The following is a 22,167-nucleotide window of genomic DNA, read 5'->3' as shown; positions in this document are numbered from 1 at the left end:
ACGGGGGTGAACCGACCACGTCACCGGCGGAGAGACCCGAGAGACCGGGAGAAGGAAGGCGCTGTGAGTGAGGCGGTCGAGGCGGTCGAGATGCGCACGGCGCTGCTGACGCTGCGCCGTGCGACGGGACTGCCGGTCGCGTTCGGCGGGCTGCTGCACAGTCCGCGCCAGGTGCGCATCGCGGAGCTGCAAGGCACGGCGACGAACGCGCTGCGCGGACTCGGTATCTGCGTCGGGAACGGGCTGGGCGGCAAGTCGATCGCCCTGCTGCGCCCGTGCGCGGTGACCGACTACCGGCAGGCGCGGCACATCAGCCACGAGTACGACGCCGCGGTGGCCGCCGAGGGGCTGCGCTCCGTGGTCGCCGTGCCCGTGATCGTGCGGCGCAAGGTCCGCGGTGTGCTGTACGGCGCGCTGCGCGATCCGGTGCCGATGGGCGAGCGTGTCTTCGACGCCGCCGTCGCGGCCGCCCGGGACGTGGAGCAGTCGCTGGTCGTACGGGACGAGGTGCAGCGGCTGCTCTCCTTGACCCGGGAGCCCGTGAACGGGCGGGCCGGTGCGTGGGAGGAGGTCCGGGAGGCGCACAGCGAATTGCGGGCGCTCGCGCCACGCATCGTCGACGCCGGGCTGCGCGGCGAACTGCACGCCGTCTGCGGCCGGCTGGCGGGCGCGGGCGGAGCGCCCCAGCAGCGCGGGAGCCACGAGCGACGAGCGGTGACGCTGGCCCCTCGGGAGGTGGACGTGCTGGCGTGCGTGGCGGCGGGCTCGACGAACGCGGCGGCGGCCGAGCGGCTGGGGCTGCGGCCGGAGACGGTGAAGGGGTACCTGCGGGCCGCCATGCGGAAGCTGGGCGCCCACACACGTCTGGAAGCGGTGGTGGCGGCGCGCCGGGCGGGGCTGCTGCCGTAAGGGAACCGTCAAATAACCGGCCCGGCCGATCAACGCCGCGTCATGAGATGTCCGGCCCGCCTCCGGCCGGGCATAGCTTCCAGGTGTCAGACAGCGACGACTCCCCTGGGGAGGACACCATGGAGAGCACCACCCACGAAGACGCGGACCCCGAAGAACGCAAGCCGGCGGGGCCGCTGTACGTACCCGTACGGCTCGGCTCCGCCGGGGGCAGGCAGCTGCGCTTCATGCGCACGCCGCTCGGCGCGCGCACTGCCGTCGGTTTCACCAGCGAACGGGGGCTGATCGCCGCGCTCGGCCCGCGGCAGCCCTACATCCGGCTTGCGGAAACATGTCTGCGGACGCTCTCGGAACCGCTCGGCGTCGTCCTCGTGACCGTCGACCCGCAGCTCGCCGCCGCGCCGGTCGACCGGCGGACACCCGCGCCCGGCCACGCGCCCACCCGCACGACGGTGAGGCCGTGTCTGCGCCACACCGGCGAGGTGCCGCTGGCGGTGGGCGCGTGACCACCGAACCGCTGCTCGTCGTCAACGAGCTGAGCACCCCGTCCGTCTGGCCCGCGTCGGCCGTGTCCGCGCCCGGTGGTGACCTCCTCGTCGCGGGCGTCTCCCTCCTGGAGCTGGCCGAGCGTTACGGCACCCCCACCTACGTACTCGACGAGGGCGAGGTCCGGTCCCGGGCCCGCGCGTGGGTTCGCGCGCTGCCCGAGGCGGAGATCGTCTACGCGGCGAAGGCGTTCCTGTGCCGCGCCGTCGTGGACTGGATGGAGCAGGAGGGCCTGGGCCTGGACGTCTGCTCGGCGGGCGAGCTGGAGCTCGCGGCCACGCGGGGCTTCCCCGCCGAGCGGATCGTGCTGCACGGCAACGCCAAGTCGCCGCGCGATCTGGGGACGGCGCTGCGGCTCGGCGTCGGCAGGATCGTCATCGACGCGGACTGCGAGATCGCCAGGCTCGCCGCACAGGTGCCCGCGCACCACTCGCAGCAGGTGATGATCCGCGTACTGCCGGGCATCGAGGCCGGTGCCCACCCGAAGATCCGTACGGGGACCGAGGGCCAGAAGTTCGGGCTGTCGATCGCGAACGGGGACGCGGAGGACGCCGTGGCCCGGATCGTGGGTCAGTCGCAGCTCGAACTGGTCGGGTTGCACTGCCACTTGGGCTCGCAGATCGTCTCGCCCGAGCCGTACGAGCGGGCCGCGCGGGAGCTGGTCTCCTTCCTCGTACGCATCCGGGACCGGTTCGGCGTCGTGCTGCCCGAGCTGGACCTGGGCGGCGGCTTCGCCGCGGCGTATCTGCCGGGCGACGAGGCTCCGGCACCCGCCGTGTACGGACGGCGGATCAGGCGGGCGCTGATCGGCGCCTGCGCCGAGGCGGGCCTGCCGGTCCCGCGGCTGACCCTGGAGCCCGGCCGCTCGATCATGGCGCCGGCCGGGATCGCGCTGTACCGGGTGCTCGCCGTGAAGCGGACGGGCGGCCGGGTCTTCGTGGCCGTGGACGGCGGCATGAGCGACAACCCGCGCCCCGCGCTGTACGGCGCCCGCTACACGGTCCGCCGGGTCGGGCGCGCCTCGACTGCGCCGATGCGGGCGGCCACGGTCGTCGGCCGGCACTGCGAGGCGGGGGACGTGCTCGCCGACGGGGTGGAACTGCCGGACGACATACGGCCCGGCGACGTGCTCGCGGTGCCCGCGTCGGGGGCGTACCAGGTGTCGATGGCGTCGGGCTACAACATGACCGGACGCCCGCCGGTGGTGGCGGTCGCCGACGGGCGCTCGCGCCTGCTGGTGCGACGCGAGACGTTCGACGACCAACGGCGCCGCGACGTCGGACTCTGAGGCCGGGACCGGGTCTGTGCGTCCTTGACGGAGGCGGGTCCGAAGGCGGCAGGTGGCTCAGGGCGACGGCCTCCTGCGTGCCGCCCGCCGCCTCGTCGGGGCTGTCCGCCCCGAACCACTTCTGCCCGGCCCGCGTCCCACGCCCTCTCAGACCGCGGCGGTGACCGTGAAGAGCGCCCCGTCCGGGTCCCGGAGCGTGGCCTCCTCCACCTCGGCCGACGCGTCCGACCGCACGACGAGAGAGCCGCCGGAGGCCAGCGCCGCCTCGACGGCGGCGCCCACGTCCCGCACGTTGAAGTGCACGTGCCAGCGCGGCCGGATCTGCGGGTCGGGTGACGCCTGTACGGCGCCGCCCCTGATGCGCGCGAGCGGCTCGTCGCCGTCGAGGAGCACCGCCCCGTCCTCCTCGTGCGCCAGGCGCAGCTTCCCCTCGCCCTCCGGCTCCCAGCCGAGCGTGAGCGAGTAGAAGCGCCCCGCCTCGGCGGCGTTCCTGGTGCACAGCTCCAACGAGGCCGAGCCGCTGCCGCGTCCCATCGACCAGTCGGTGCGCACGGAGCCTTCCCAGATCCCGAAGACGGCGCCGTCCGGGTCGACCGCGAGCGCGGCGCGCCCCGTGTGGAAGGCCAGCGGGCCGACGCCGACCGTGCCGCCGCGCTCCCTGATCCGGGCCGCCGCCTCGTCCACGTTCGTGACGTTGAAGTACGGGGTCCAGGAGACGGCCACCTGGAGAGAGGACGCGAGTGCTCCGATGCCGCCGACGGGCATGCCGTCGATGAGCGCCACCGAGAAGTCGTCACCGAGCCCCGCGCGCCGGTAGGTCCAGCCGAGGACCTTGCCGTAGAAGTCCTGGGCGCCCGGCAGTTCGCGTGCGAGCAGGCTCACCCAACATGGCGCTCCGGCGACTCCCTGTGCTTTCGGCATTCCGCTCCGTTCCATTGAAATCCCTCCCCCTCCCGTGCGACGCATCGGAAGGCTAGTGCCCTTACGTGCACGGCAGACACCTTTGAATGTATTTGAAGGTAATGCCGTGCGGCACCTGGCCCCCGTCCGCGATATGATCAACCACTTATTGTGGGAGCGCTCCCAATGGTTGGATGACGGTCCCCCGACGGAGCCCCCCCCCGATGGAGGTCGCAGGATGGTGGCAAGGGGACGTACGGGCCGGCGGAGCCAGCCCACCCTCGAAGAGGTGGCGGCGCACGCGGGCGTGGGGCGGGGCACCGTCTCGCGCGTCGTCAACAACTCGCCGCGGGTACGGGAGTCCACCAGGCAGCTCGTCGAGCGGGCCATCGCCGAACTGGGCTACATACCCAACCGGGCGGCCCGCGCCCTCGCCGGGAACCGTACCGACGCGGTGGCGCTGGTGATCCCGGAGACCGAGAAGCGGTTCTTCGCCGAGCCGTACTTCTCCGACGTGCTCCACGGTGTGGGCACCGGCCTCGCCGACACCGAGATGCAGTTGCTGCTCACGCTCGTACGCACCGAGAGGGAGCGCCGGCGCTTCCTCCAGTACGCGCGCGCCGGCCGCGTCGACGGAGTACTGCTGGTGTCCGTGCACGGCAGTGACCCGCTGCCGGATCTGCTCGCCGAGATGGGCATGCCGACGGTGCTGAGCGGCCGCCGTTCGGCCGCCGAGTCCGTGGCGTACGTCGACTCCGACAACGTGGGCGGCGCCCGCGCCGCCGTGCGGCACCTCGCGGAGACCGGGCGGCGGCGGATCGCCACGATCACCGGGCCGCTCGACATGTACGTGGCGCAGTGCCGGCTCGGCGGGTATCAGGAGGCCGTGACGGCCGCCGGGGGTGACGCGGACCCGTCGTGGACCGGGCACGGTGACTTCACCGAGGAGAGCGGGCGGCGGGCGATGACGGAGCTGCTGGCCCGCCACCCGGACCTGGACGCGGTCTTCGCCGCGTCCGACGTGATGGCGGCGGGCGCGCTGCACTCGCTGCGGGCGGCGGGGCGCCGGGTGCCCGGGGACGTGGCCGTCGTCGGCTTCGACGACTCCCCCATCGCCGCCCACACCGATCCTCCGCTCACCTCCGTACGGCAGCCGGTGGAGGAGATGGGGCGGGCGATGGCCCGGGTGCTGCTGGAGGGGATCGACGCCCCCGGCGCGCCCTGCCGGCACGTCGTACTGCCGACGGAGTTGGTACGGCGCACCTCGTCCTGAGAACGCTCCTCCTGGGAACCTGGGCCGTCGTTCGGTGTCAGCGTGAAGTCAGGTCCGGGGCGGTCGACCTGAGGTAGGTCGCGACCCAGACCAGGGGCGCGTTCCAGTTGATGGTGTTCTCCTTCGAGCCCCAGGCGCTCGGCGCCGTCCCGGGCCCGGCGTAGGACTTGGCGGCGGGGCGGCCGGTGGGGGTGACCGGGTCGTTGATGAGAGTGCTGTTCGGGCCGCCGGAGAGCCAGCCCTTCGGGTACGGGGTCGCGGGGTACTGCCCCCAGGCGAGCCGGTCGTGCAGGTCGGTCTCCGGGTGGGCGCCGTAGCCCGTCACGTACGAGATCCGCATCGCGTTGGTGCCGAGCAGATAGTCCATGGCCCGGTGCATGGCCTTCAGATGGCGCCGGTCGTGGCCGATGTCGTACGCGGTGCCGAGCAGCATCATCCGGTTCACGATCGCGGAGTTGGAGCCCCACGGGTAGGCCTCGGCCCCGGAGATCAGCGCCGGGTACCCCTCGCCCCGCTGGGTCTTGACGAGCGTGTCGGCGACGGTACGCAGACTCGCACGCATCGTGGCCAGGTCGGCGGCGGGGAGGCTGTTGGGCACGGCGAGCAGCGAGAGGGTACCGGCGGCGGCGACCCGGCCCCAGTCGACGGGGGCGATCTCGCCGTAGTGCGCGGAGCGGGTGAGGGCGCCCCGGTAGGTCTTGACGGTGCGGTCGGCGCGCCTCTCGGCGGTGAGGTAGAGCTCGGCCGCCGCCGCGTAGCGGTCGTCGCTGTTCTGGGTGTCGGGGTAGTCGCCGCCGCCCTCGGCGTCGGTGCCGTCGTTGGCCTCGGGGTAGTCGACGTCGGGGCGGGCCTCGGCGCGCTTCCAGGCGTCCTGTGCGGACGCCCAGAGGCGGTCGGCCTTCTTGGCGTCGAACTTCCGCAGTACGCGGGCGAGTTGGGCGTTGGTACGGGCGACGGCATAGGTGGCGTTGGTGGACGGCGGCATCGCGGAGCGGGGCATGGCGTTCTCGGCGGCGATGTCCTTGACGGGGAACGGGCTCCAGGTGTGGTTGTGCACCTTGTGCGACGCCAGGCCGGCTTCGGGGAGCATGCCGGACATGAAGCGTGAGCCGTAGGCGACCTCGTCGAGGATGTCGGGCACGCCGTTGGCCCGCTCGGGAAGGGCCAGACTGCCGTCCGCGTACGCCTGGTTTTCGCGCTCGTAGAGGTTCAGCAGGGTCCAGGCGGCGATGGCGTGGTTGACGGGGTAGACGCCGAAGTCGCCCGCGTCGGCCCAGGAGCCCGCGACGTCGAGCCGCTGCGCCTTGCCGCTCCTGGAGTCCTTGCCGCACCAGTTCTTGTAGCAGGGAACGGAGTTGTCGCCGGGGTGCAGTGCGGCGTGCGCGTGGGCGGCGTGCTGGAGGTGCTCGGCCTTGACCGGGGTGCCCATGCGGTGGAAGTAGAAGTACCGCATGGCTTCTCGGCCGAGGTCCGGGTAGAGCGGCTCAGGCGTGACGGTGAACGGCACGCTCGTCCCGACGCCCGCGACCGTGAGCCGGTGGACCCCCCGGCCGGTGGCCCGGGAGAAGTCGGCCTGGTGGACATGGTCCCCGGACGCCTTGTCGGCGCCGACGACGCGGGTGGTGCCGGAGGAGACCGTACGGCCCCTGTCGTCCTTGAGCTGCCACCTCAGCGGGGACCTGGCCGCCGCGACCACGGTCGCGATCTTGTCGGCGCCGGTCGCGTAGCCGATCTGGTTGACCCGCACGGGGCCGGGACCGGTCGATCCACCGACCGTGGCCTGCCCGAACGCGGCGGGCACCACGGCGGCGGCCAGGGCGAGCGACAGGGAGGGGAACAGGAATGTACGCATGGGGCGGCACCTCCGCGGCACACCTGGGATCGGGTCGCGGAGAACATAACGGACGATTGTTAATAAAATCCGACCGACACCCCGGTGGCCTGCTCCCTTCACGCGTGTGCGCGGCGGCGCCGGGGCGAGGCCGGCGCACGGTGTGCCCCCACTCCAGCCCTTCGGATGAATCCCGCTCGACCGCCTTGAACAGGGCGTACGGCATCCGGGACCGTGAAGCCGGGCCCGCGCCCCGCGTGTTCGGCCGGTGCGGCGGCCGGCGCCGGCAGCCGTTCTCCCGCACGGGGGTGGAGCATGACCGAGAGACATGGCCGGGGCACTCCCGGCGCCGGGCGAGTGCCTCGCCGGGTGCTGGCGCATGTGCGCACCTGGCGGGTGTACGAATCCGCGAGTTACGGGCTGCTGGGCCTGGTCGGCGCCTACACCACGGGCAGCGCGCCGGGCACTCCCCTCCTGGTGAGCGTCTGGGCGCTGTGCACGCTGGGCGGTATCGGCGGCGCCTACCTGGGGGACTATCTCGGCCGCGACGGTGACGCGCTGGCCAAGCCGCACCGGCCGATCCCCTCCGGCGCGCTCTCCGCCCGCCGGGCCCGCACGACCGCCGCGCTCTGCGTCACCGTGGCGGCGATCGGCGGGCTGGCACACAACTGGCGTTCCCTCATCGCCCTCGCCGTCGCGTACGGCCTGCACATGGCGTACCACCACCGGCTCAAGGCGTACGGCCTGGTCGGGGACCTCGTCGAAGGCATGGCGACACTGGGCGGCCTCGTCCTGTGGGGAGCCATGGTCGCCCACCCGTCCTGGCCCCCGCCGGCCGTCTGGCTGGTGGCCTGCGCGGCGGGGCTGCACGGCACGCTGTACAACGTGCTGCTGACGCTGACCGACCCCGAGGGCGACCGGCGGGCCGGCTGGCGCACGCTGCCCGTACGCCACGGAGTGCGCGCCACGCTCCTGGTGGCCACCGTCGTGGAGGCCTGCTGGATCCTCGCCGTCGTACTGACGTGGAGTTCGGGCCACGCGACCACCCCGGCCAGGGCGGCGGCGACCGGTCTGCTGCTCGGCGCCGCGCTGGTCTGTGACATCGGCGCCCTGCGGGTGTCCCTCGAACGGCGCGGGGCGTTGCGCCCGTGGCACGCCCTGGACGCCGCCCAGCGGAACCTTCTCGCCCGCGTCCTGGCCTGCTCGGCGTTCCTCGCCCACCTCGCCGACCCGGGTCCGCTGGCACTGGCCGCCGGTGCCACGGTCCTGGTGGCCGCCTGCAACCGGCGGCATCTGATAGCCCGTTACGAACTGGGCCCCGCCCATGCGGGGCCGGCCCTCGCGGGATCGGGGCGACGGCGCCGACGGCGCGGATGACGGTGCCCTCCGGGCCGTATCCCTGGGGCTCCGGCAGGTGGCCGTGGCCATGGGCTGTTCTCAGTGGGCTGCTCACTCGTAGGAGGCGCCATGCCGGGGCGCCGCTCCGTCCCGGCACCGGGCTGACCGACCATCCCTGGGAACTCCCCCGCCCCGTCGCCGTCAGGCGACGGAGCCGATGCGGTCCGCGGGCGCCCTGCTCCGTTCGTGGTGGATCGGGGTGTGGGCGCCGGTCAGTGGGACGCCGGTGCCGCCGCGCCGGTTGGCGACGATCTCCGCCGCGATCGACAGCGCGGTCTCCTCGGGTGTGAGCGCGCCGAGGTCCAGGCCGATGGGGCTGCGCAGCCTCGCCAGCTCCAGTTCGGTGACGCCGACGCCGCGCAGGCGCTCGTCGCGGTCGAGGTGGGTGCGCCGGGAGCCCATGGCGCCGACGTAGGCGACGGGCAGTCTGAGGGCGAGTTCCAGCAGGGGGATGTCGAACTTGGCGTCGTGGGTCAGCACGCAGAGCACCGTACGGCCGTCGGTCTCCGTCGACTCCAGATAGCGGTGCGGCCAGTCCACGACGATCTCGTCGGCGTCCGGGAAGCGGACACGGGTGGCGAAGACGGGGCGGGCGTCACACACCGTGACGTGGTAGCCGAGGAACTTCCCCACCCTGACCAGGGCGGACGCGAAGTCGATCGCACCGAAGACGATCATGCGCGGGGCGGGCACGCTCGACTCGACAAGCAGCGTCAGCGGGCGTCCGCAGCGCGAGCCGTCCTCGCCGATCGTGACGGTGCCGGTGCGGCCCGCGTCCAGCAGGGCACGCGCCTGGTCCGCGGCGGCGCGGTCCAGCTCCGGGTGGCCGCCCAGCGTCCCCTCGTACGCTCCCCCGGGGCGTACGAGGAGCGCGCGGCCCCGCAGGTCGGCGGGCCCGTCGGTGACCCGTGCGACCGCCGCCGCCTCCCCTCGGGCGGCGGCGGAGAGCGCGGCCCGGAACACGTCCCCGCCGGGAGAGTCCGCGCGTACGGGCGTGACGAGGATGTCGATGACGCCGCCGCAGGTCAGGCCCACGGCGAAGGCGTCCTCGTCGCTGTAGCCGAAGGTCTGAAGGACGGTCTCGCCGTTGTCCAGGGCGTCCCCGCACAGCTCGTAGACCGCGCCCTCGACACATCCGCCGGAGACCGAGCCGATCGCCGTGCCCGCGCCGTCCACGGCGAGGGCGGCGCCCGGCTGCCGGGGCGCGCTGCCGCCGACGGCCACCACGGTGGCCACGGCGAAGTCACGTCCCCGCTCGACCCACCGGTTCAGTTCTTCGGCGATGTCCAGCATGTCGGCCTCCTCTGTTCTCAGTATCGGATGTGCGGAGCGTCGCGGCGCGTCAGCCCACGCCGAGCCAGCCCTCGATCGGGTGGAGGGCGAAGAAGACGAGGAAGATCACGGTCAGCCCCCACATGAACGCGCCGATCTCCCTGACCTTGCCCTGGGCGACCTTGATGGCGACGTAGGAGATGACTCCGGCGGCGACCCCGGCGGTTATCTGGTAGGTGAACGGCATGATCACCACGGTCAGGAAGACCGGGACGGCGACCGCGCGGTCGTTCCAGTCCACGTGCCTGGCGTTCTGCATCATCATCGCGCCGATGACCACCAGGGCCGCCGCCGCCACCTCGCCGGGGACGATCTGGGTGATCGGGCTGAAGAAGAGGCACGCGGCGAAGAAGAGGCCGGTGACGACGGAGGCGAAGCCCGTACGGGCACCCTCGCCGACACCGGTCGCGGACTCCACGAACACGGTCTGGCCGGAGCCGCCCGCGACACCGCCGATCACACCGCCCGCGCCGTCGATGAACAGCGCCTTCGACAGGCCCGGCATACGGCCCTTCTCGTCGGCGAGTTCGGCCTCCGTACCGACGCCGATGATGGTGGCCATCGCGTCGAAGAAGCCGGCGAGTACGAGCGTGAAGACGATCATGCCGACCGTCATGGCGCCGACCTCGCCCCAGCCGCCGAACTCGATGTCACCGAAGAGCGAGAAGTCCGGCATGGAGACGGCACTGCCGGTCAGCTCGGGCGGTCCGCTCGCCCATGCCTTGGCACCGATGACTCCGGCGGCGTTCAGTACGGCGGCCACGACCGTGCCGACGACGATGCCGATCAGGATCGCCCCGGGCACATCGCGGGCCTGGAGCATGAAGATCAGGAGGAGGGTGACGGCGAAGATCAGGACGGGCCAGCCTGCCAGCTCGCCGGCCGGGCCCAGGGTGACGGGTCCGCCGCCCCGCGAGGCGTGTACGAAGCCCGCCTTGACGAGGCCGATCAGCGCGACGAAGGTGCCGATGCCCATCGTGATCGCGTGCTTGAGGGCGAGCGGGATGGCGTTCATGATCATCTCGCGCAGGCCGGTGACGACCAGCAGCATGATCACGACGCCGTACATCACGCACATGCCCATGGCCTGCGGCCACGTCATGTTCGGCGCCACCTGGGTGGAGATCACGCCGGAGACGGACAGCCCGGCGGCGAGGGCCAGCGGCACCTTGCCGACGATACCCATCAGCAGGGTGGTGACCGCCGCGGCGACGACGGTGGCGGTGATCAGCGCGGGCTGGCTGAGCACATTGCCCGCGACGTCCTTCCCGCCCAGGATGAGCGGGTTGAGCAGCAGGATGTACGCCATGGCCATGAAGGTCGTGACGCCGCCGCGCACTTCACGCGCGACGGTGGATCCCCGCTGGGACACGTGGAAATACCGGTCGAGCCAGGACCTTCCGGCCGGGGGACGCGAGCCTGGGCCGGCGTCGTCGGCGGTTGTCCTGGGCTGCACGGACTGCTGGGTCATGATGCCTACTCCCAAGGTTCACAGGGGCACCCGCGAGAAGACCGAGATGCGGGATTTGGGATGGTGCGCCGGCTGCACGACCCGGGGGACGGCCCGAGGCGAACTGGGTTGTTCTGACTGGGTGTTGCGGGTGGTGTTTCGTTTCGGTGGTGCCCTCGCGTGGTGCGTTGAGTGGTGCTCGGCCACCGCGAGCGGTGCGGCGGCCGGGGGCTCCGGTCAGGTGCCGGTGAGGTGCTCCGGCCGTACCGGCGTCCTGTTCAGCTCCAGCCCCGTCGCGTCGCGGATCGCCGCGAGCACGGCGGGGGTCGACGACAGGGTCGGGGCCTCGCCGACGCCACGCAGCCCGTACGGCGCGTGCTCGTCGGCCAGTTCGAGCACGTCGACGGGGATCGTCGGCGTGTCGAGGATGGTGGGGATCAGATAGTCCGTGAAGGACGGGTTGCGTACCTTCGCGGTCTTCGGGTCGACGATGATCTCTTCCATGACCGCCACACCCAGTCCCTGGGTGGTGCCGCCCTGGATCTGGCCGAGGACCGACAGCGGGTTGAGCGCCTTGCCGACGTCCTGGGCGACGGCCAGCTCGATCACCTTGACCAGGCCCAGCTCCGTGTCCACCTCGACCACCGCGCGGTGCGCGGCGAACGAGTACTGGACATGGCCGTTCCCCTGCCCCGTACGCAGGTCGAAGGCCTCGGTGGGGCGGTGCCGCCACTGAAGTTCGAGGTCGACCGACTCGCCCTCCAGGACATCCGCCAGATCGGCCAGGACCTCGCCGCCGTCGGTGACGACCTTGCCGCCTTCGAGCAGCAGCTCGGCCGTGGCCCAGGCGGGGTGGTACGTACCGAACTTGGCGCGGCCGATCTCCAGGACCTGCTCGCGTACGTGCGCGCAGGTGTTCTTGACCGCGCCGCCCGTGACATACGTCTGACGGGACGCGGAGGTCGAACCGGCGGACCCCACACGGGTGTCGGCCGGCTGGATGGTCACCTGTGCGACGCCCAGCTCGGTGCGGGCGATCTGCGCGTGGACGGTGACGCCGCCCTGGCCGACCTCCGCCATCGCGGTGTGCACGGTGACGACCGGCTCGCCGCCCATGACCTCCATCCGCACGCGGGCGGTGGAGTAGTCGTCGAAGCCCTCGGAGAAACCGACGTTCTTGATGCCGACCGCGTAGCCCACGCCCCGTACGACGCCCTCGCCGTGCGTGGTGTTGGAGAGACCGCCGGGCAGCGCCCGTACGTCGGCCGCCTCGCCCGCCGTGAGCCACTGCCGCTCCGGCGGCATCGGACGCGCCTTGACGCGGCGCAGCAACTCGGCGACGGGCGCGGGCGAGTCGACGCGCTGGCCGGTGGGCAGGAGCGTGCCCTGCTCCATGGCGTTGAGACGGCGGAACTCCACCGGGTCCATGTCGAGCCTGGCGGCGAGCTTGTCCATCTGCGCCTCGTAGGCGAAGCACGCCTGTACGGCTCCGAAGCCGCGCATCGCGCCGCAGGGCGGGTTGTTGGTGTAGAGCGCCAGCGCCTCGATGTCGACGTCCTCGACGACGTAGGGGCCGACGGAGAGCGACGAGGCGTTGCCGACGACGGCGGGGGACGCGGAGGCGTAGGCGCCGCCGTCCAGCACGATCCGGCACTTCAGATGCGTGAGCTTGCCGTCCTTGGTGGCCCCGTGCTCGTACCAGAGCTTCGCCGGGTGACGGTGCACATGCCCGAAGAAGGACTCGAAGCGGTTGTAGACGATCTTGACGGGTTTGCCGGTGCGCAGCGCGAGCAGACAGGCGTGGATCTGCATCGACAGATCCTCACGGCCGCCGAACGCGCCGCCGACGCCCGAGAGCGTCATACGGACCTTGTCCTCGGGCAGGCCGAGGACGGGCGCGATCTGGCGGAGGTCCGAGTGCAGCCACTGCGTGGCGACGTACAGATCGACGCCGCCGTCCTCGCCCGGCACGGCGAGGCCGGACTCCGGACCGAGGAACGCCTGGTCCTGCATGCCGAAGACGTACTCGCCGGAGACGATCACGTCGGCGCGCTCGGCGGCCTTGTCGGCGTCGCCGCGCACGATGGGCTGGCGGTGCACGATGTTCGGGTGCGGTACGTGGCCCGCGTGGTGGTCGTCGCGATGCTCGTGGACCAGCGGCGCGCCCTCGGCGGTGGCGGACGCCTCGTCGGTGACGACCGGCAGGTCCGCGTAGTCGATCCGGATCTTGGCCGCGGCGCGGCGCGCGGTCTCGGGGTGGTCGGCGGCGACGATCGCGACGGGCTCGCCGTGGTGGCGGACCTTGCCGTGGGCGAGGACGGGGGTGTCCTGGAACTCCAGGCCGTACCGCTTGACCTCCGTCGGCAGGTCGTCGTGGGTGAGGACCGCGTGGACGCCGGGGGTGGCCAGCGCCTCGGCGGTGTCGATCGAGCGGATCTCGGCATGCGCCACGGTGCTGCGCAGCGTGTGGCCCCAGAGCATGTCCTCGTGCCACATGTCGGAGGAGTACGCGAACTCGCCGGTGACCTTGAGGGTGCCGTCGGGGCGGAGCGTGGACTCTCCGATGCCGCCCTTGGTCTGGGAGCCGGGGCGCTGGCTGACGCCGGTGGGGGTGCCGGCCGGGACGGTCGCGGCGCGGGGATTCTTCGGCATCGTCAGACCGCGCTTTCCTGGGATCCGGTGCGCCCCTGACGGGCCGCCGCGAGTCGGACGGCGTCGAGGATCTTCTCGTAGCCGGTGCAGCGGCAGAGGTTGCCGGAGAGCGCCTCGCGGATGTCCGCGTCGGACGGCGAGGGGTTGCGCTCCAGCATCTCGTCGGCGGCGATCAGCAGTCCGGGGGTGCAGAAGCCGCACTGCACGGCGCCCGCGTCGATGAACGCCTCCTGAATGGGCGAGAGCTCGGCGCCCTCGCCGGTCTGGGAGTCGGTGCCCTTGGTGCCCTTGGCCTGCCACTGCCGGGCCTCCTTCAGGCTCGTACCGCACGAGCCTCCGGACCCGTCCGAGGCTCCTGAGGCGCAGCCGCCGCCCGGGTGTACGTCGGCGCGGTGCCGCGAGTAGTCGGCCAGACCCTCGACGGTGACCACGTCGCGGCCCTCGACCTGGCCGGCCGCGACGAGGCACGCACAGACGGGCACGCCGTCGAGGCGGACCGTACAGGAGCCGCATTCGCCCTGTTCGCAGGCGTTCTTCGAGCCGGGCAGGCCCATGCGCTCACGCAGGACGTAGAGCAGGGACTCGCCCTCCCAGACGTCGTCGGCCTCCTGGGGACGGCCGTTGACCGTGAAGTTCACACGCATCGTTACGCAGCTCCTTCAAGCGTGGTGCCGGTGGCCCGGTACTGCTCCCAGGTCCAGCCGAGCGTGCGGCGGGCCATGATGCCCACCGCGTGGCGGCGGTACTTCGCGGTGCCGCGCACGTCGTCGATCGGATTGCAGGCGCCGGACGCGAGGTCGGCGAACTGCTTGGCGACCGACGGAGTGATGACCTTGCCGCTGTCCCAGAAACCGCCCTCCTCCAGCGCCGCGTTGAGGAAGTCCTCGGCGACGCGGGCCCGCAGCGGGGTGGGCGCGGCGGAGCCGATGCCGGTCTTCACGGTGCGGGTGTCGGGATGCAGCGCGATGCCGAACGCGCAGACCGCGATGACCATCGCGTTGCGCGTGCCGACCTTGGAGAACTGCTGCGGCCCCGTCGCCTTCTTGATGAGGACGGCTTTGATCAGCTCGTCGGGGGCCAGGGCGTTGCGCTTGACGCCCGTGTAGAACTCCTCGACGGGAATGCGGCGCACCCCCCGTACCGACTCCACCTCCACCTCGGCACCCGCCGAGAGGAGCGCGGGGTGCGCGTCCCCGGCGGGCGAGGCCGCGCCGAGGTTGCCGCCGACGGATCCCCTGTTACGGATCTGGGGCGAGCCGACGGTGTGCGAGGCGAGCGCCAGTCCGGGCAGCTCGGTCCGCAGGTGTTCCATGATCCTGGTGTACGGGACGGAGGCGCCCAGCCGGACGTTCTTCTCGCCGACCGCCCATTCGCGCAGTTCGCCGATGCGGCCCAGGTCCATCAGGTACTCGGGCCGTCGGTGGTCGAAGTTGATCTCGACCATGACATCGGTGCCACCCGCGAGGGGGACGGCGGTGGGGTGCTCGGCCTTGGCGGCGAGCGCCTCCTCCCAGCCGGCGGGGCGAAGGAAGTCCATGAGTGGCTCTCTTCATTCGTGATCGGTCGTTCACCGGAGCCCGGGGACGGCCGGAGTCTCGACTGCTGGTCCGGTCTGTACGCGACGGGCCGCGCGACCGGTTGGGTCCGGTTGTCTCACGCGGATATTCACTAGCTGTTAACGCTGTGTGGCCCAAGTACACCGGCCGTGCCCCGTCCGGTGCAGTCACCGAAACACTGAAGGAGTTGCCTGGGCGGCTTCCGGGTCTTGTAGATTCGAACAAATGGCGACGCGGCGAACGCCCGCCGAACGCCGCGCCTTCACCTGGCCCACCCCTGCCCTCCCCGGCACGACGAGACTGATCGGCGGCGACGAGATGCGGCTGCGCGCACTGCTGGAGACCGATGCGCTGGGCCTGCGGCTGCTCGGCGGCCGGGACGAGCTCGACCGGACCGTACGCGGGGTGATGACCACCGACCTGCGGGACCCGAGCCGCTATCTGTCCGGCGGTGAGCTGGTCCTGACCGGTCTGGCCTGGCGGCGTGCGCCCGAGGACTCCGAGCCCTTCGTACGGCTCCTCGCGGGCGCCGGTGTCGTGGGGCTGGCGGCCGGTGAGGCCGAGCTGGGCGCGATCCCGGACGACCTGGTCGGGGCGTGCCGGCGGCACCGGCTGCCGCTCTTCGCGGTGAACGAGTCCGTCGCGTTCGCGACGATCACCGAGTACGTGGTGCGGCAGGTCTCCGGCGAGCGCGCCGGGGACCTGGCCGCCGTCGTCGACCGGCACCGCAGGCTGATGACGTCGGGCCCCACCGGCGGCGGGCCGGACGTCGTGCTGGATCTTCTCGGGACCGACCTCGACCTGCGGGCCTGGGTGCTCTCGCCCACCGGGCGGCGGATCGCGGGCGCGAGCGAGCCGCTGTCGGCCGCGGCGGGCGCGGCGCTGGCGACGGAGCATCTGGCGGCGGTGCGCGCGGGGCGGCGGGCGCCGCACCGGGTGGCCCTGGGCGGGACGACGTACTCGCTGTTCCCGGTACGCCGGCCGGGCCGTGGCGCCGCGACGGCGGCGGGCGGCGTGGGCGCCGACGTACGGAATGGTGTCCTGTCCGACTGGCTCCTGGCCGTGGAGGCGGACGCCGGTGAGTGGGCCGCGCCCCGGCTGGATCTGCTCCAGGGCGTCACCCAGCTGATCGCGGTCGAGCGGGACCGGCGGGACGCGGCGCGTACGGTGCGGCGCAGGCTCGCCCAGGAGATCCTCGAACTGGTCCAGGCGAGCGCCCCGCCCGCCGAGATCGCGGCGCGGCTGAGGGTCGCGGCGCCGGTGCTGCTGCCCGGCCAGGGGGCGGCCCCGCACTGGCAGATCGTGGTGGCGCGCGTTGACTGGCAGGAGGAAGGCGCCGCGGACGGTGGGGAAGGCACAGGCGCCGCGGACGGCTCGGGAGGCGCGGCCGGGTCGGGGGCAGTCGCCCAGTCGCTGCTGGAGGAGATCCTGGTCGATCCGGCGACGGCGGGCATGGAGTCGGGCGAGCGGATCGCGGTCGCGCACACGGGCGGCGAGGCGATCGCGCTGCTGCCGATGCCGGCGCCGGTGCCCCCGGCCTCCCAGGGTGAGGGTGAGGGCGGCGGGGGCGCCAAGCCGGCGCACGGCGGCCTGCGGGCGGACGTGCTGCTGGCAGCCGTACGTGAACCGCTGGCCGCCGGCCTCGCCGACGACGGCCGGCTGACCCTGGGCGTCAGCGCGGCCGTGCACTCGGCCGAGGGCCTGCGCGGCGCGCTGGAGGAGGCCCGGCACGCCCGCCGGGTGGCCGCGGCGCGTCCCGGCCGGGTGTGCGCCGCCGGTCACCACGAACTGGCCTCGCACGTACTGCTGCTGCCGTTCGTCCCGGACGACGTGCGGCGCGCGTTCACCGCGCGGCTGCTCGACCCGCTGTGGGACTACGACCGCCGCCACCGCGCCGAACTGGTCCCGACGCTCGGGGCGTTCCTCGACTGCGACGGCTCCTGGACGCGCTGCGCGGCCCGGCTGCATCTGCATGTGAACACGCTGCGGTACCGGGTGGGGCGCATCGAGCAGCTGACGGGGCGCGATCTGTCCCGGCTGGAGGACAAGCTCGACTTCTTCCTGGCGCTCCGGATGAGCTGACGGCTCGGGGGACGCGCCGGGATGCGGGCCGAGAGCGGGCTTGGAAGCGGCGAAGTGCCGAGCCGTGCCGCGAAGCGCGTCACCCGGTGCCAGGTTGACCGCTGTCACCCGTGGCGGTCACGGCGAGATCCAACTCCTTGACGTGGACCGGCCCGTGGCCGTCCGCACGGTGAACTCCCCGCCGCCCGGCGGCGGGAGTCCGTCGCTGGTCAGCCGGGGTGGGCGCGCCGACGAGGACCCGCCCGGAGGGTGCTCGCCCGCCCTCTGAGGGAGCGTCGAACCGGCCCTTGTCGACCCCTTGTTGACCAAGGCATTGTGAATTTTTTCACCTGAGCTATTGGCCCGGCGTGCCGATCCGTGCTGAGATGCGGGAGAACTCAACAGCACAATGGCGCGCTCGGGGAGGGCAATGTGGCGGATACCGCCATGTCTGGTTCCGGATCCACCACCGGGGACGACCCACTCCAGACCGCGGTATGGCGGCTGCGCTCGCGCGGCTGTTGGACCGACGCGGCCGCCCTGCTCGCGCCCCATCCGGGCGCCGCGCCCTCGCTCCAGCGGGCGTCACTGCTGGTGGAACGGTGTTTGTTCACCGGTGAGGGCTGGCCCGAGGCGGAGGACGCGCTCCGCCTCGCGGAGGCCACCGCCCGTGAGGACGACGAACGGGGTGGCGCCGCCAGCGAGCGCGGTCATCTCGCGTACGCGGCCACGATCCTCGGCGTGCGCGACCGCGCCGACGAGGCACGTGCCGCGCTCGGCCGGGCCGCCGCGCTGCTGGCCCCGACGGCGCTCGCCCGGCCGCTGCTCGACTTCCGCCGGGGGCTGATCGCCGAACACCTCTCGGACTCCCCGCAGTCGGCCCTCGCCGCCTACCGGCGCGCCCACGCGGGCGCCACCGCGCACGGGCAGACCTTGCTGCTCTCCTTCACCTGGCGACATCTGGCCGGACTCGCCCTGCGCGAGGGCGAGTTGGCGGAGGCGCGGCACGGCTTCGGCGAGTCGCTGCGGATCCGTGTGGAGCTCGGCTATCTGGTCGGTACGGCTCCGGCGCTCGCCGCGCTGGCCGACGCCGAACCGGAGCCGGAGGCCACGCGCCTGCGCGCGGAGGCGGGGCGGCTGTTCCGGCTGCTGGACGGCGTCCCGACGTGGCTGGCGGCGCAGCTCGCGCCGAGTACGGCCGCCTGAGCGACACCGCCCGAGCACCGTCGCCCGAGCCCGGCCGCCCGAGTACCGCGACTCACCGGGCTCACCGGGCTGTGATCGAACCCGACGTCGTCGTGGGGGGGGGGCCGGCCCCCCCCCCCCCCCCGGCCCGGGGGCCCCCCCCCCCCGGGGGGGGCCCCCCCCGGGCCCCCCCCCCCCCCCCCCCCCCCCCCCCCCCGCCCCCCCCCCCCCACCACCCCGCCGGGCCGCCCTCGTCCGGCGAGACCCCGGGCCCCCCGGGCTGTTTGCCACCCCGGGGGGGGGGGGGGGGGCCCCCCGCCCCCCACCCCCGCCGGGTCCTGGTCGCCCGGCGCCGGGCTCTTGCGCGCCTGCGGGCCCGCCCTGCGCAACAGCCGCTCCAGCGGGTGCTCCACCCACTGGTACGCCATCCCCGCGACCACCAGGCTGGTCACGATCGCCAGCAGCCAGAAGCCCGCGGTGGTGGCCAGGGACTCCGTGCGGCCGTAGCGGGCGAGCAGGGAGCGGATGACGATCTCGTGCACCAGGTACCAGGCGAAGGACCAGTGCCCCAGCCGTACCGCCCACGCCCCGCCCAACCCCGTACGGCTGCCCCGCAGATCCGCCTGGGCCGCCGCGCACACCAGCAGGGCGAAGATCGGCGCGGAGAGCAACTGGGAGGCGCTGTACGGGCTGTACCAGAGGCTGTCGGGGACGGCGTGGTGCCACGGGACGAGCACCAGATGCCAGAGCACGACCAGGCCGATCGCCGTCGGCAGCCCGACCGGTGAGCTCCGGCCCCGCTTGACGGCCAGTCCGGCGGCCACACCGATCACGAACTGGAGCATGCGCGTCGGCGGGAAGTAGTCGAGCAGCCACACGCGGGTGGCGCCGGTCTCGATCAGCGCGCCGGCCAACCAGACGCCCACGAGTGCGACGCTCATCGTCACCATGACCCAGAGGCGGCCCCGGCCCGTCCTCAGCAGCGGCAGCATCATCAGCAGCGGGAAGATCAGATAGAACCAGGCCTCGTCGCTGAGCGACCAGGCCGCCGGGTTCGCGCCCTTCTGGATGACCGTGTCGGGGGACCAGGCGTGCACCATCAGCAGCGTGGCGAGCACGGCCTTGGCGGACACCGCCTTGCCGATCGCGATCCAGACGGCGACGGAGGCCGCCGACGTCACCGCGAGCAGGGGCCAGATACGGGCGAAGCGCCGCCACAGGAAGACCCTGGCGGGCACGCGCTGACCGTCATAGGTCCAGGCGAGTACGAAGCCGGACAGGACGAAGAAGAAGGTGACGCCGCTGCGCCCGTACCAGGCGGCCTGGCTGAGGCCGGGGATCTCGCCGACCTGCCGGGACAGGTGGTAGAGCACCACGATCAACGCGGCCCAGAACCGCAGACCGGTGAGGGACGGCAGCCGGTCCCGGCCGGACAGACCTTGCCGGTCGGCAGTGGTGGCTGGCTGACGAGCACTGCTGGCGCGCATGACGTCCCGTGGTGTGGGTGATGGCCGGAAGATGAAGACTGGGTGACGCTACCCGTACACGCGCGCGACGCCAAAGCGGGGGCGCGACGCGCGGCCCGGCGACGGCGGGAAGATCCGGAAGACGGGCCCTGGTGGAGCGGGCGGTCAGCCCGCGCCGCCTGTGAAGTGCTCCCGTACGAGCGAGCGCACGACCGGGAGATCCCGGGCGATCAGGGCGTCCAGCAGGGCGGAGTGCTCGGCGGCGTCCGCGACGAGCGCGGCCCCGATCGTCCTCGGTGGTCCGGCGAGCGGCCACTGGGCGCGGCGGTGTAGTTCGTCGGCGACCATGACCAGCTGGTGGTTGCCGGAGAGGCGGAGGAGTGCGCCGTGGAAGGCGCGGTCGTGCTCGCCGTAGGCGGCGAGATCGCCGCACGCCGCCGCCGCGACGGTCGCCTCGGCGAGCGGGCGCAGTTCCGCCCAGCGCTCGGCGGCGACGGTACGGGCCAGCCCCAGCATCACCGGGACCTCGATCAGCGCGCGTACCTCGGCCAGCTCGGCGAGGTCGCGGGCGGTGCGCTCGGCGACGCGGAAGCCGCGGTTGGGCACGACCTCCACGGCGCCTTCGAGCACGAGCTGCTGCATGGCCTCGCGCACGGGGGTCGCGGAGACTCCGAAGCGCTCGCCGAGTGCGGGACCGGAGTAGACCTGGCCGGGTACCAGCTCGCCGCTGACGAGGGCGGTACGCAGGGCGTCGAGGATCTGGCCGCGTACGGAGTGACGCCTCACCGTGCGGCGCACGCCGGGCTCGGCCGAGGGAGCCGGCGCGGGGGGCGGGGCGGCGGCGGGGGCGCCCGCTCCGGCGGACGCGGGCCGTCGGCGGTCGGCGTGGCCGGTGCGGGGCGTGCCGTGCGTGTGCTCGCCGCGCGCCTGCTCGGGGACCCGCGGAGGGCCGCCGACCTGCGTCCCGTCGGGCGACGACGCCTGCTCCCGGGGGGTGGAGGGCGTGGCCGCGTCGTCGCGCGCTCTGCTCCGCTCCACTGCGCCTCCTCCTCCGTCCGTCACGTTCTTCCAGCTCATCCCGCGTGCCGCGCGGGCCCGACCGATTCCCGCGTGCTGACCAGGGGCCCGTGGTCCCCGGCCCGGCTCGCACATCAGGGGCCTCCGGAGCACCATAGGCGGACGGGGGACAGTTCACACATCCATCGTGTCGGGTAAGGTAAGCCTCACCTTCAGACGAGCGCGATTCGGTGGTTCCCAGGATGTCTGTGCCCGCTCTGCTGCCCGGTCGGTTCTCACCGGTCGCCGACGCCTACCGGCGTCTGACCGAGGTGCTCCCGTCCCTGGGCATCGACGAGCTCACCGCCGGCGAACGGCCGACGGCGGACGAGGGCTGGGTCGGCGCCACCGATCTCGCGGCGGGCGGCCCCGCCGTCGACGCCTTCCTCGCCTGGGACGACGCGCAGGTGGTCCGCGACTACGGGCAGCGGGCCCGCCCCGACGTCGTCGCGACCTTCGGACTGCACCGCTACGCCTGGCCCGCCTGCCTGTTGATCACCGTGCCGTGGTTCGTCAGCCGCCGGGTGCCGCGGGTGCCGGTGGAGAACGTCGCCTTCCAGCGGACACGGGGCCGGATGGCCGTCCGTGTCGACGAGTTCGCGTGTCTGCCCGGCGACCCGGCCGCCGCCCTGCCGGGCGCCAGGGTCGTACCGGACGAGGAGGCGCTGCGCGCCGAGGTGCGCGACGCGGTGGCCGACCATCTCGGCCCGGTGCTCGCCGCGTTCGGGCCGCGCATGCGGCGGCGCGACCGCGCCCTGTGGGGCATGGCGACGGACGAGGTCGTCGAGGGGCTCTGGTACGTCGCGCATCTGCTGGGCGAGGAGCGGCGCGCGATGGCGGAGCTGGAACTGCTGCTGCCCGGCACCACGAAGCCGTACGTCGGTACGGCGGGCTTCCGTGAACTGGTCGGCACCGACGGCGAATCGCTGCCGACCAGGAACCGGGCGAGCTGCTGCCTCTTCTACACGCTGCGGCCCGAGGACACGTGCGTGACCTGTCCGCGCACCTGCGACTCCGAGCGCGTCCGCCGACTGAGCGCAAACAGCAACTGACGCTCCCGCGTGGTTCGCCGGAACCATGCCACCCGTCCAGGTGCTTGAGGACGGTCCGAAATCGAACGCAACTCATCGCCCCCAGGCGTCCGTTCGAGCAGATCACACCTATTCGCGTGTCCTTGCGCCTCGTTGGCGTTCTCTTGTCCCGAAACCCTCTGAGCGGGGTCGCGGTTCGGCCAATATGGCGCCCGAACCGCCCCACTGCGATG

17 protein-coding genes and 1 pseudogene are annotated in these 22,167 nt (G+C 73.0%); 9 read left to right on the top strand and 9 right to left on the bottom strand.

The annotated features are described in order from the left end of the window. Positions 1 to 63: 63 nt before the first annotated feature. From ACIBBB_RS01305 to lysA, 3 genes are all read left to right on the top strand, one after another. Positions 64 to 909 carry a LuxR C-terminal-related transcriptional regulator gene (locus ACIBBB_RS01305; RefSeq protein WP_398977487.1) on the top strand — a complete coding sequence of 282 codons (846 nt, stop codon included), beginning with the start codon at positions 64 to 66 and terminating at the stop codon, positions 907 to 909. 119 nt (positions 910 to 1,028) lie between these two features. After that, positions 1,029 to 1,415 (top strand): SAV_915 family protein, encoded by a 387-nt coding sequence (locus ACIBBB_RS01300; RefSeq protein WP_398977485.1) that lies wholly within the window; start codon positions 1,029 to 1,031, stop codon positions 1,413 to 1,415. Then, positions 1,412 to 2,743, top strand: a complete 1,332-nt coding sequence (gene lysA / locus ACIBBB_RS01295; RefSeq protein WP_398977483.1) for a diaminopimelate decarboxylase — start codon at positions 1,412 to 1,414, stop codon at positions 2,741 to 2,743. Before ACIBBB_RS01300 ends, lysA begins: the two co-directional genes overlap by 4 nt. Positions 2,744 to 2,890: 147 nt before the next feature. On the opposite strand, the gene ACIBBB_RS01290 is transcribed toward lysA, so the two are convergent. Further along, positions 2,891 to 3,625, bottom strand: coding sequence for a VOC family protein (locus ACIBBB_RS01290; protein ID WP_398977481.1), 735 nt, complete (start codon positions 3,623 to 3,625; stop codon positions 2,891 to 2,893). Between the two features lie 256 nt (positions 3,626 to 3,881). Here ACIBBB_RS01290 and ACIBBB_RS01285 point away from each other — a divergent pair, with 256 nt between their 5' ends. Beyond that, positions 3,882 to 4,916, top strand: coding sequence for a LacI family DNA-binding transcriptional regulator (locus ACIBBB_RS01285; RefSeq protein ID WP_398977479.1), 1,035 nt, complete (start codon positions 3,882 to 3,884; stop codon positions 4,914 to 4,916). A gap of 37 nt (positions 4,917 to 4,953) precedes the next feature. Here ACIBBB_RS01285 and ACIBBB_RS01280 read toward each other — a convergent pair whose 3' ends face one another. Further along, positions 4,954 to 6,768, bottom strand: coding sequence for a glycoside hydrolase family 9 protein (locus tag ACIBBB_RS01280; protein ID WP_398977477.1), 1,815 nt, complete (start codon positions 6,766 to 6,768; stop codon positions 4,954 to 4,956). Between the two features lie 294 nt (positions 6,769 to 7,062). Between ACIBBB_RS01280 and ACIBBB_RS01275 the strand changes: the two genes are divergently transcribed. Beyond that, positions 7,063 to 8,124 carry a UbiA family prenyltransferase gene (locus ACIBBB_RS01275; RefSeq protein ID WP_398977475.1) on the top strand — a complete coding sequence of 354 codons (1,062 nt, stop codon included), beginning with the start codon at positions 7,063 to 7,065 and terminating at the stop codon, positions 8,122 to 8,124. Positions 8,125 to 8,286: 162 nt separating this feature from the next. Here the strand turns inward: ACIBBB_RS01275 and ACIBBB_RS01270 are convergent, their stop codons facing one another. The 5 genes from ACIBBB_RS01270 to ACIBBB_RS01250 all read right to left on the bottom strand — a co-directional run bounded on the left by ACIBBB_RS01270 (position 8,287) and on the right by ACIBBB_RS01250 (position 15,116). Continuing rightward, on the bottom strand, positions 8,287 to 9,438 hold the full coding sequence (locus ACIBBB_RS01270; RefSeq protein ID WP_398977473.1) for an XdhC family protein: 1,152 nt from the start codon (positions 9,436 to 9,438) through the stop codon (positions 8,287 to 8,289). 49 nt (positions 9,439 to 9,487) lie between these two features. Continuing rightward, entirely contained in the window at positions 9,488 to 10,948 is a 1,461-nt protein-coding gene (locus ACIBBB_RS01265) for an NCS2 family permease (RefSeq protein ID WP_398977471.1), read from the bottom strand. Positions 10,949 to 11,164: 216 nt separating this feature from the next. Continuing rightward, the gene (locus tag ACIBBB_RS01260; protein WP_398977469.1) at positions 11,165 to 13,579 is read right to left on the bottom strand and encodes a xanthine dehydrogenase family protein molybdopterin-binding subunit; all 2,415 of its coding nucleotides are present in this window, start codon (positions 13,577 to 13,579) and stop codon (positions 11,165 to 11,167) included. Positions 13,580 to 13,581: 2 nt separating this feature from the next. After that, entirely contained in the window at positions 13,582 to 14,223 is a 642-nt protein-coding gene (locus ACIBBB_RS01255) for a (2Fe-2S)-binding protein (RefSeq protein WP_398977467.1), read from the bottom strand. 2 nt (positions 14,224 to 14,225) lie between these two features. Further along, positions 14,226 to 15,116: an FAD binding domain-containing protein gene (locus ACIBBB_RS01250; protein ID WP_398977465.1), complete on the bottom strand. Its 891-nt coding sequence runs from the start codon at positions 15,114 to 15,116 to the stop codon at positions 14,226 to 14,228. A 337-nt stretch (positions 15,117 to 15,453) separates the two neighbouring features. Here ACIBBB_RS01250 and ACIBBB_RS01245 point away from each other — a divergent pair, with 337 nt between their 5' ends. The 3 genes from ACIBBB_RS01245 to ACIBBB_RS01235 all read left to right on the top strand — a co-directional run bounded on the left by ACIBBB_RS01245 (position 15,454) and on the right by ACIBBB_RS01235 (position 18,402). Beyond that, positions 15,454 to 17,217, top strand: coding sequence for a PucR family transcriptional regulator (locus ACIBBB_RS01245; protein WP_398978756.1), 1,764 nt, complete (start codon positions 15,454 to 15,456; stop codon positions 17,215 to 17,217). A gap of 94 nt (positions 17,218 to 17,311) precedes the next feature. Beyond that, entirely contained in the window at positions 17,312 to 17,485 is a 174-nt protein-coding gene (locus ACIBBB_RS01240; protein WP_398977463.1) for a hypothetical protein, read from the top strand. A gap of 158 nt (positions 17,486 to 17,643) precedes the next feature. Further along, a complete protein-coding gene (locus ACIBBB_RS01235) occupies positions 17,644 to 18,402 on the top strand; it encodes a hypothetical protein (RefSeq protein ID WP_398977461.1) in 759 nt (252 codons plus the stop codon). 419 nt (positions 18,403 to 18,821) lie between these two features. On the opposite strand, the pseudogene ACIBBB_RS01230 reads toward ACIBBB_RS01235, so the two are convergent. Together ACIBBB_RS01230 and ACIBBB_RS01225 are read right to left on the bottom strand one after the other, a co-directional pair. Continuing rightward, positions 18,822 to 19,868 (bottom strand): annotated as a pseudogene (locus ACIBBB_RS01230) (acyltransferase family protein); the annotation flags it as partial. 144 nt (positions 19,869 to 20,012) lie between these two features. Next, positions 20,013 to 20,885 (bottom strand): GntR family transcriptional regulator, encoded by an 873-nt coding sequence (locus ACIBBB_RS01225; RefSeq protein ID WP_398977459.1) that lies wholly within the window; start codon positions 20,883 to 20,885, stop codon positions 20,013 to 20,015. A gap of 221 nt (positions 20,886 to 21,106) precedes the next feature. Between ACIBBB_RS01225 and ACIBBB_RS01220 the strand changes: the two genes are divergently transcribed. Then, positions 21,107 to 21,955 (top strand): (2Fe-2S)-binding protein, encoded by an 849-nt coding sequence (locus tag ACIBBB_RS01220; RefSeq protein WP_398977457.1) that lies wholly within the window; start codon positions 21,107 to 21,109, stop codon positions 21,953 to 21,955. Positions 21,956 to 22,167 lie beyond the last annotated feature (212 nt).

This window comes from Streptomyces sp. NPDC051217, assembly GCF_044455465.1.
GTDB lineage: Bacteria > Actinomycetota > Actinomycetes > Streptomycetales > Streptomycetaceae > Streptomyces.
This window is presented reverse-complemented; position numbering and strand designations above follow the sequence as displayed.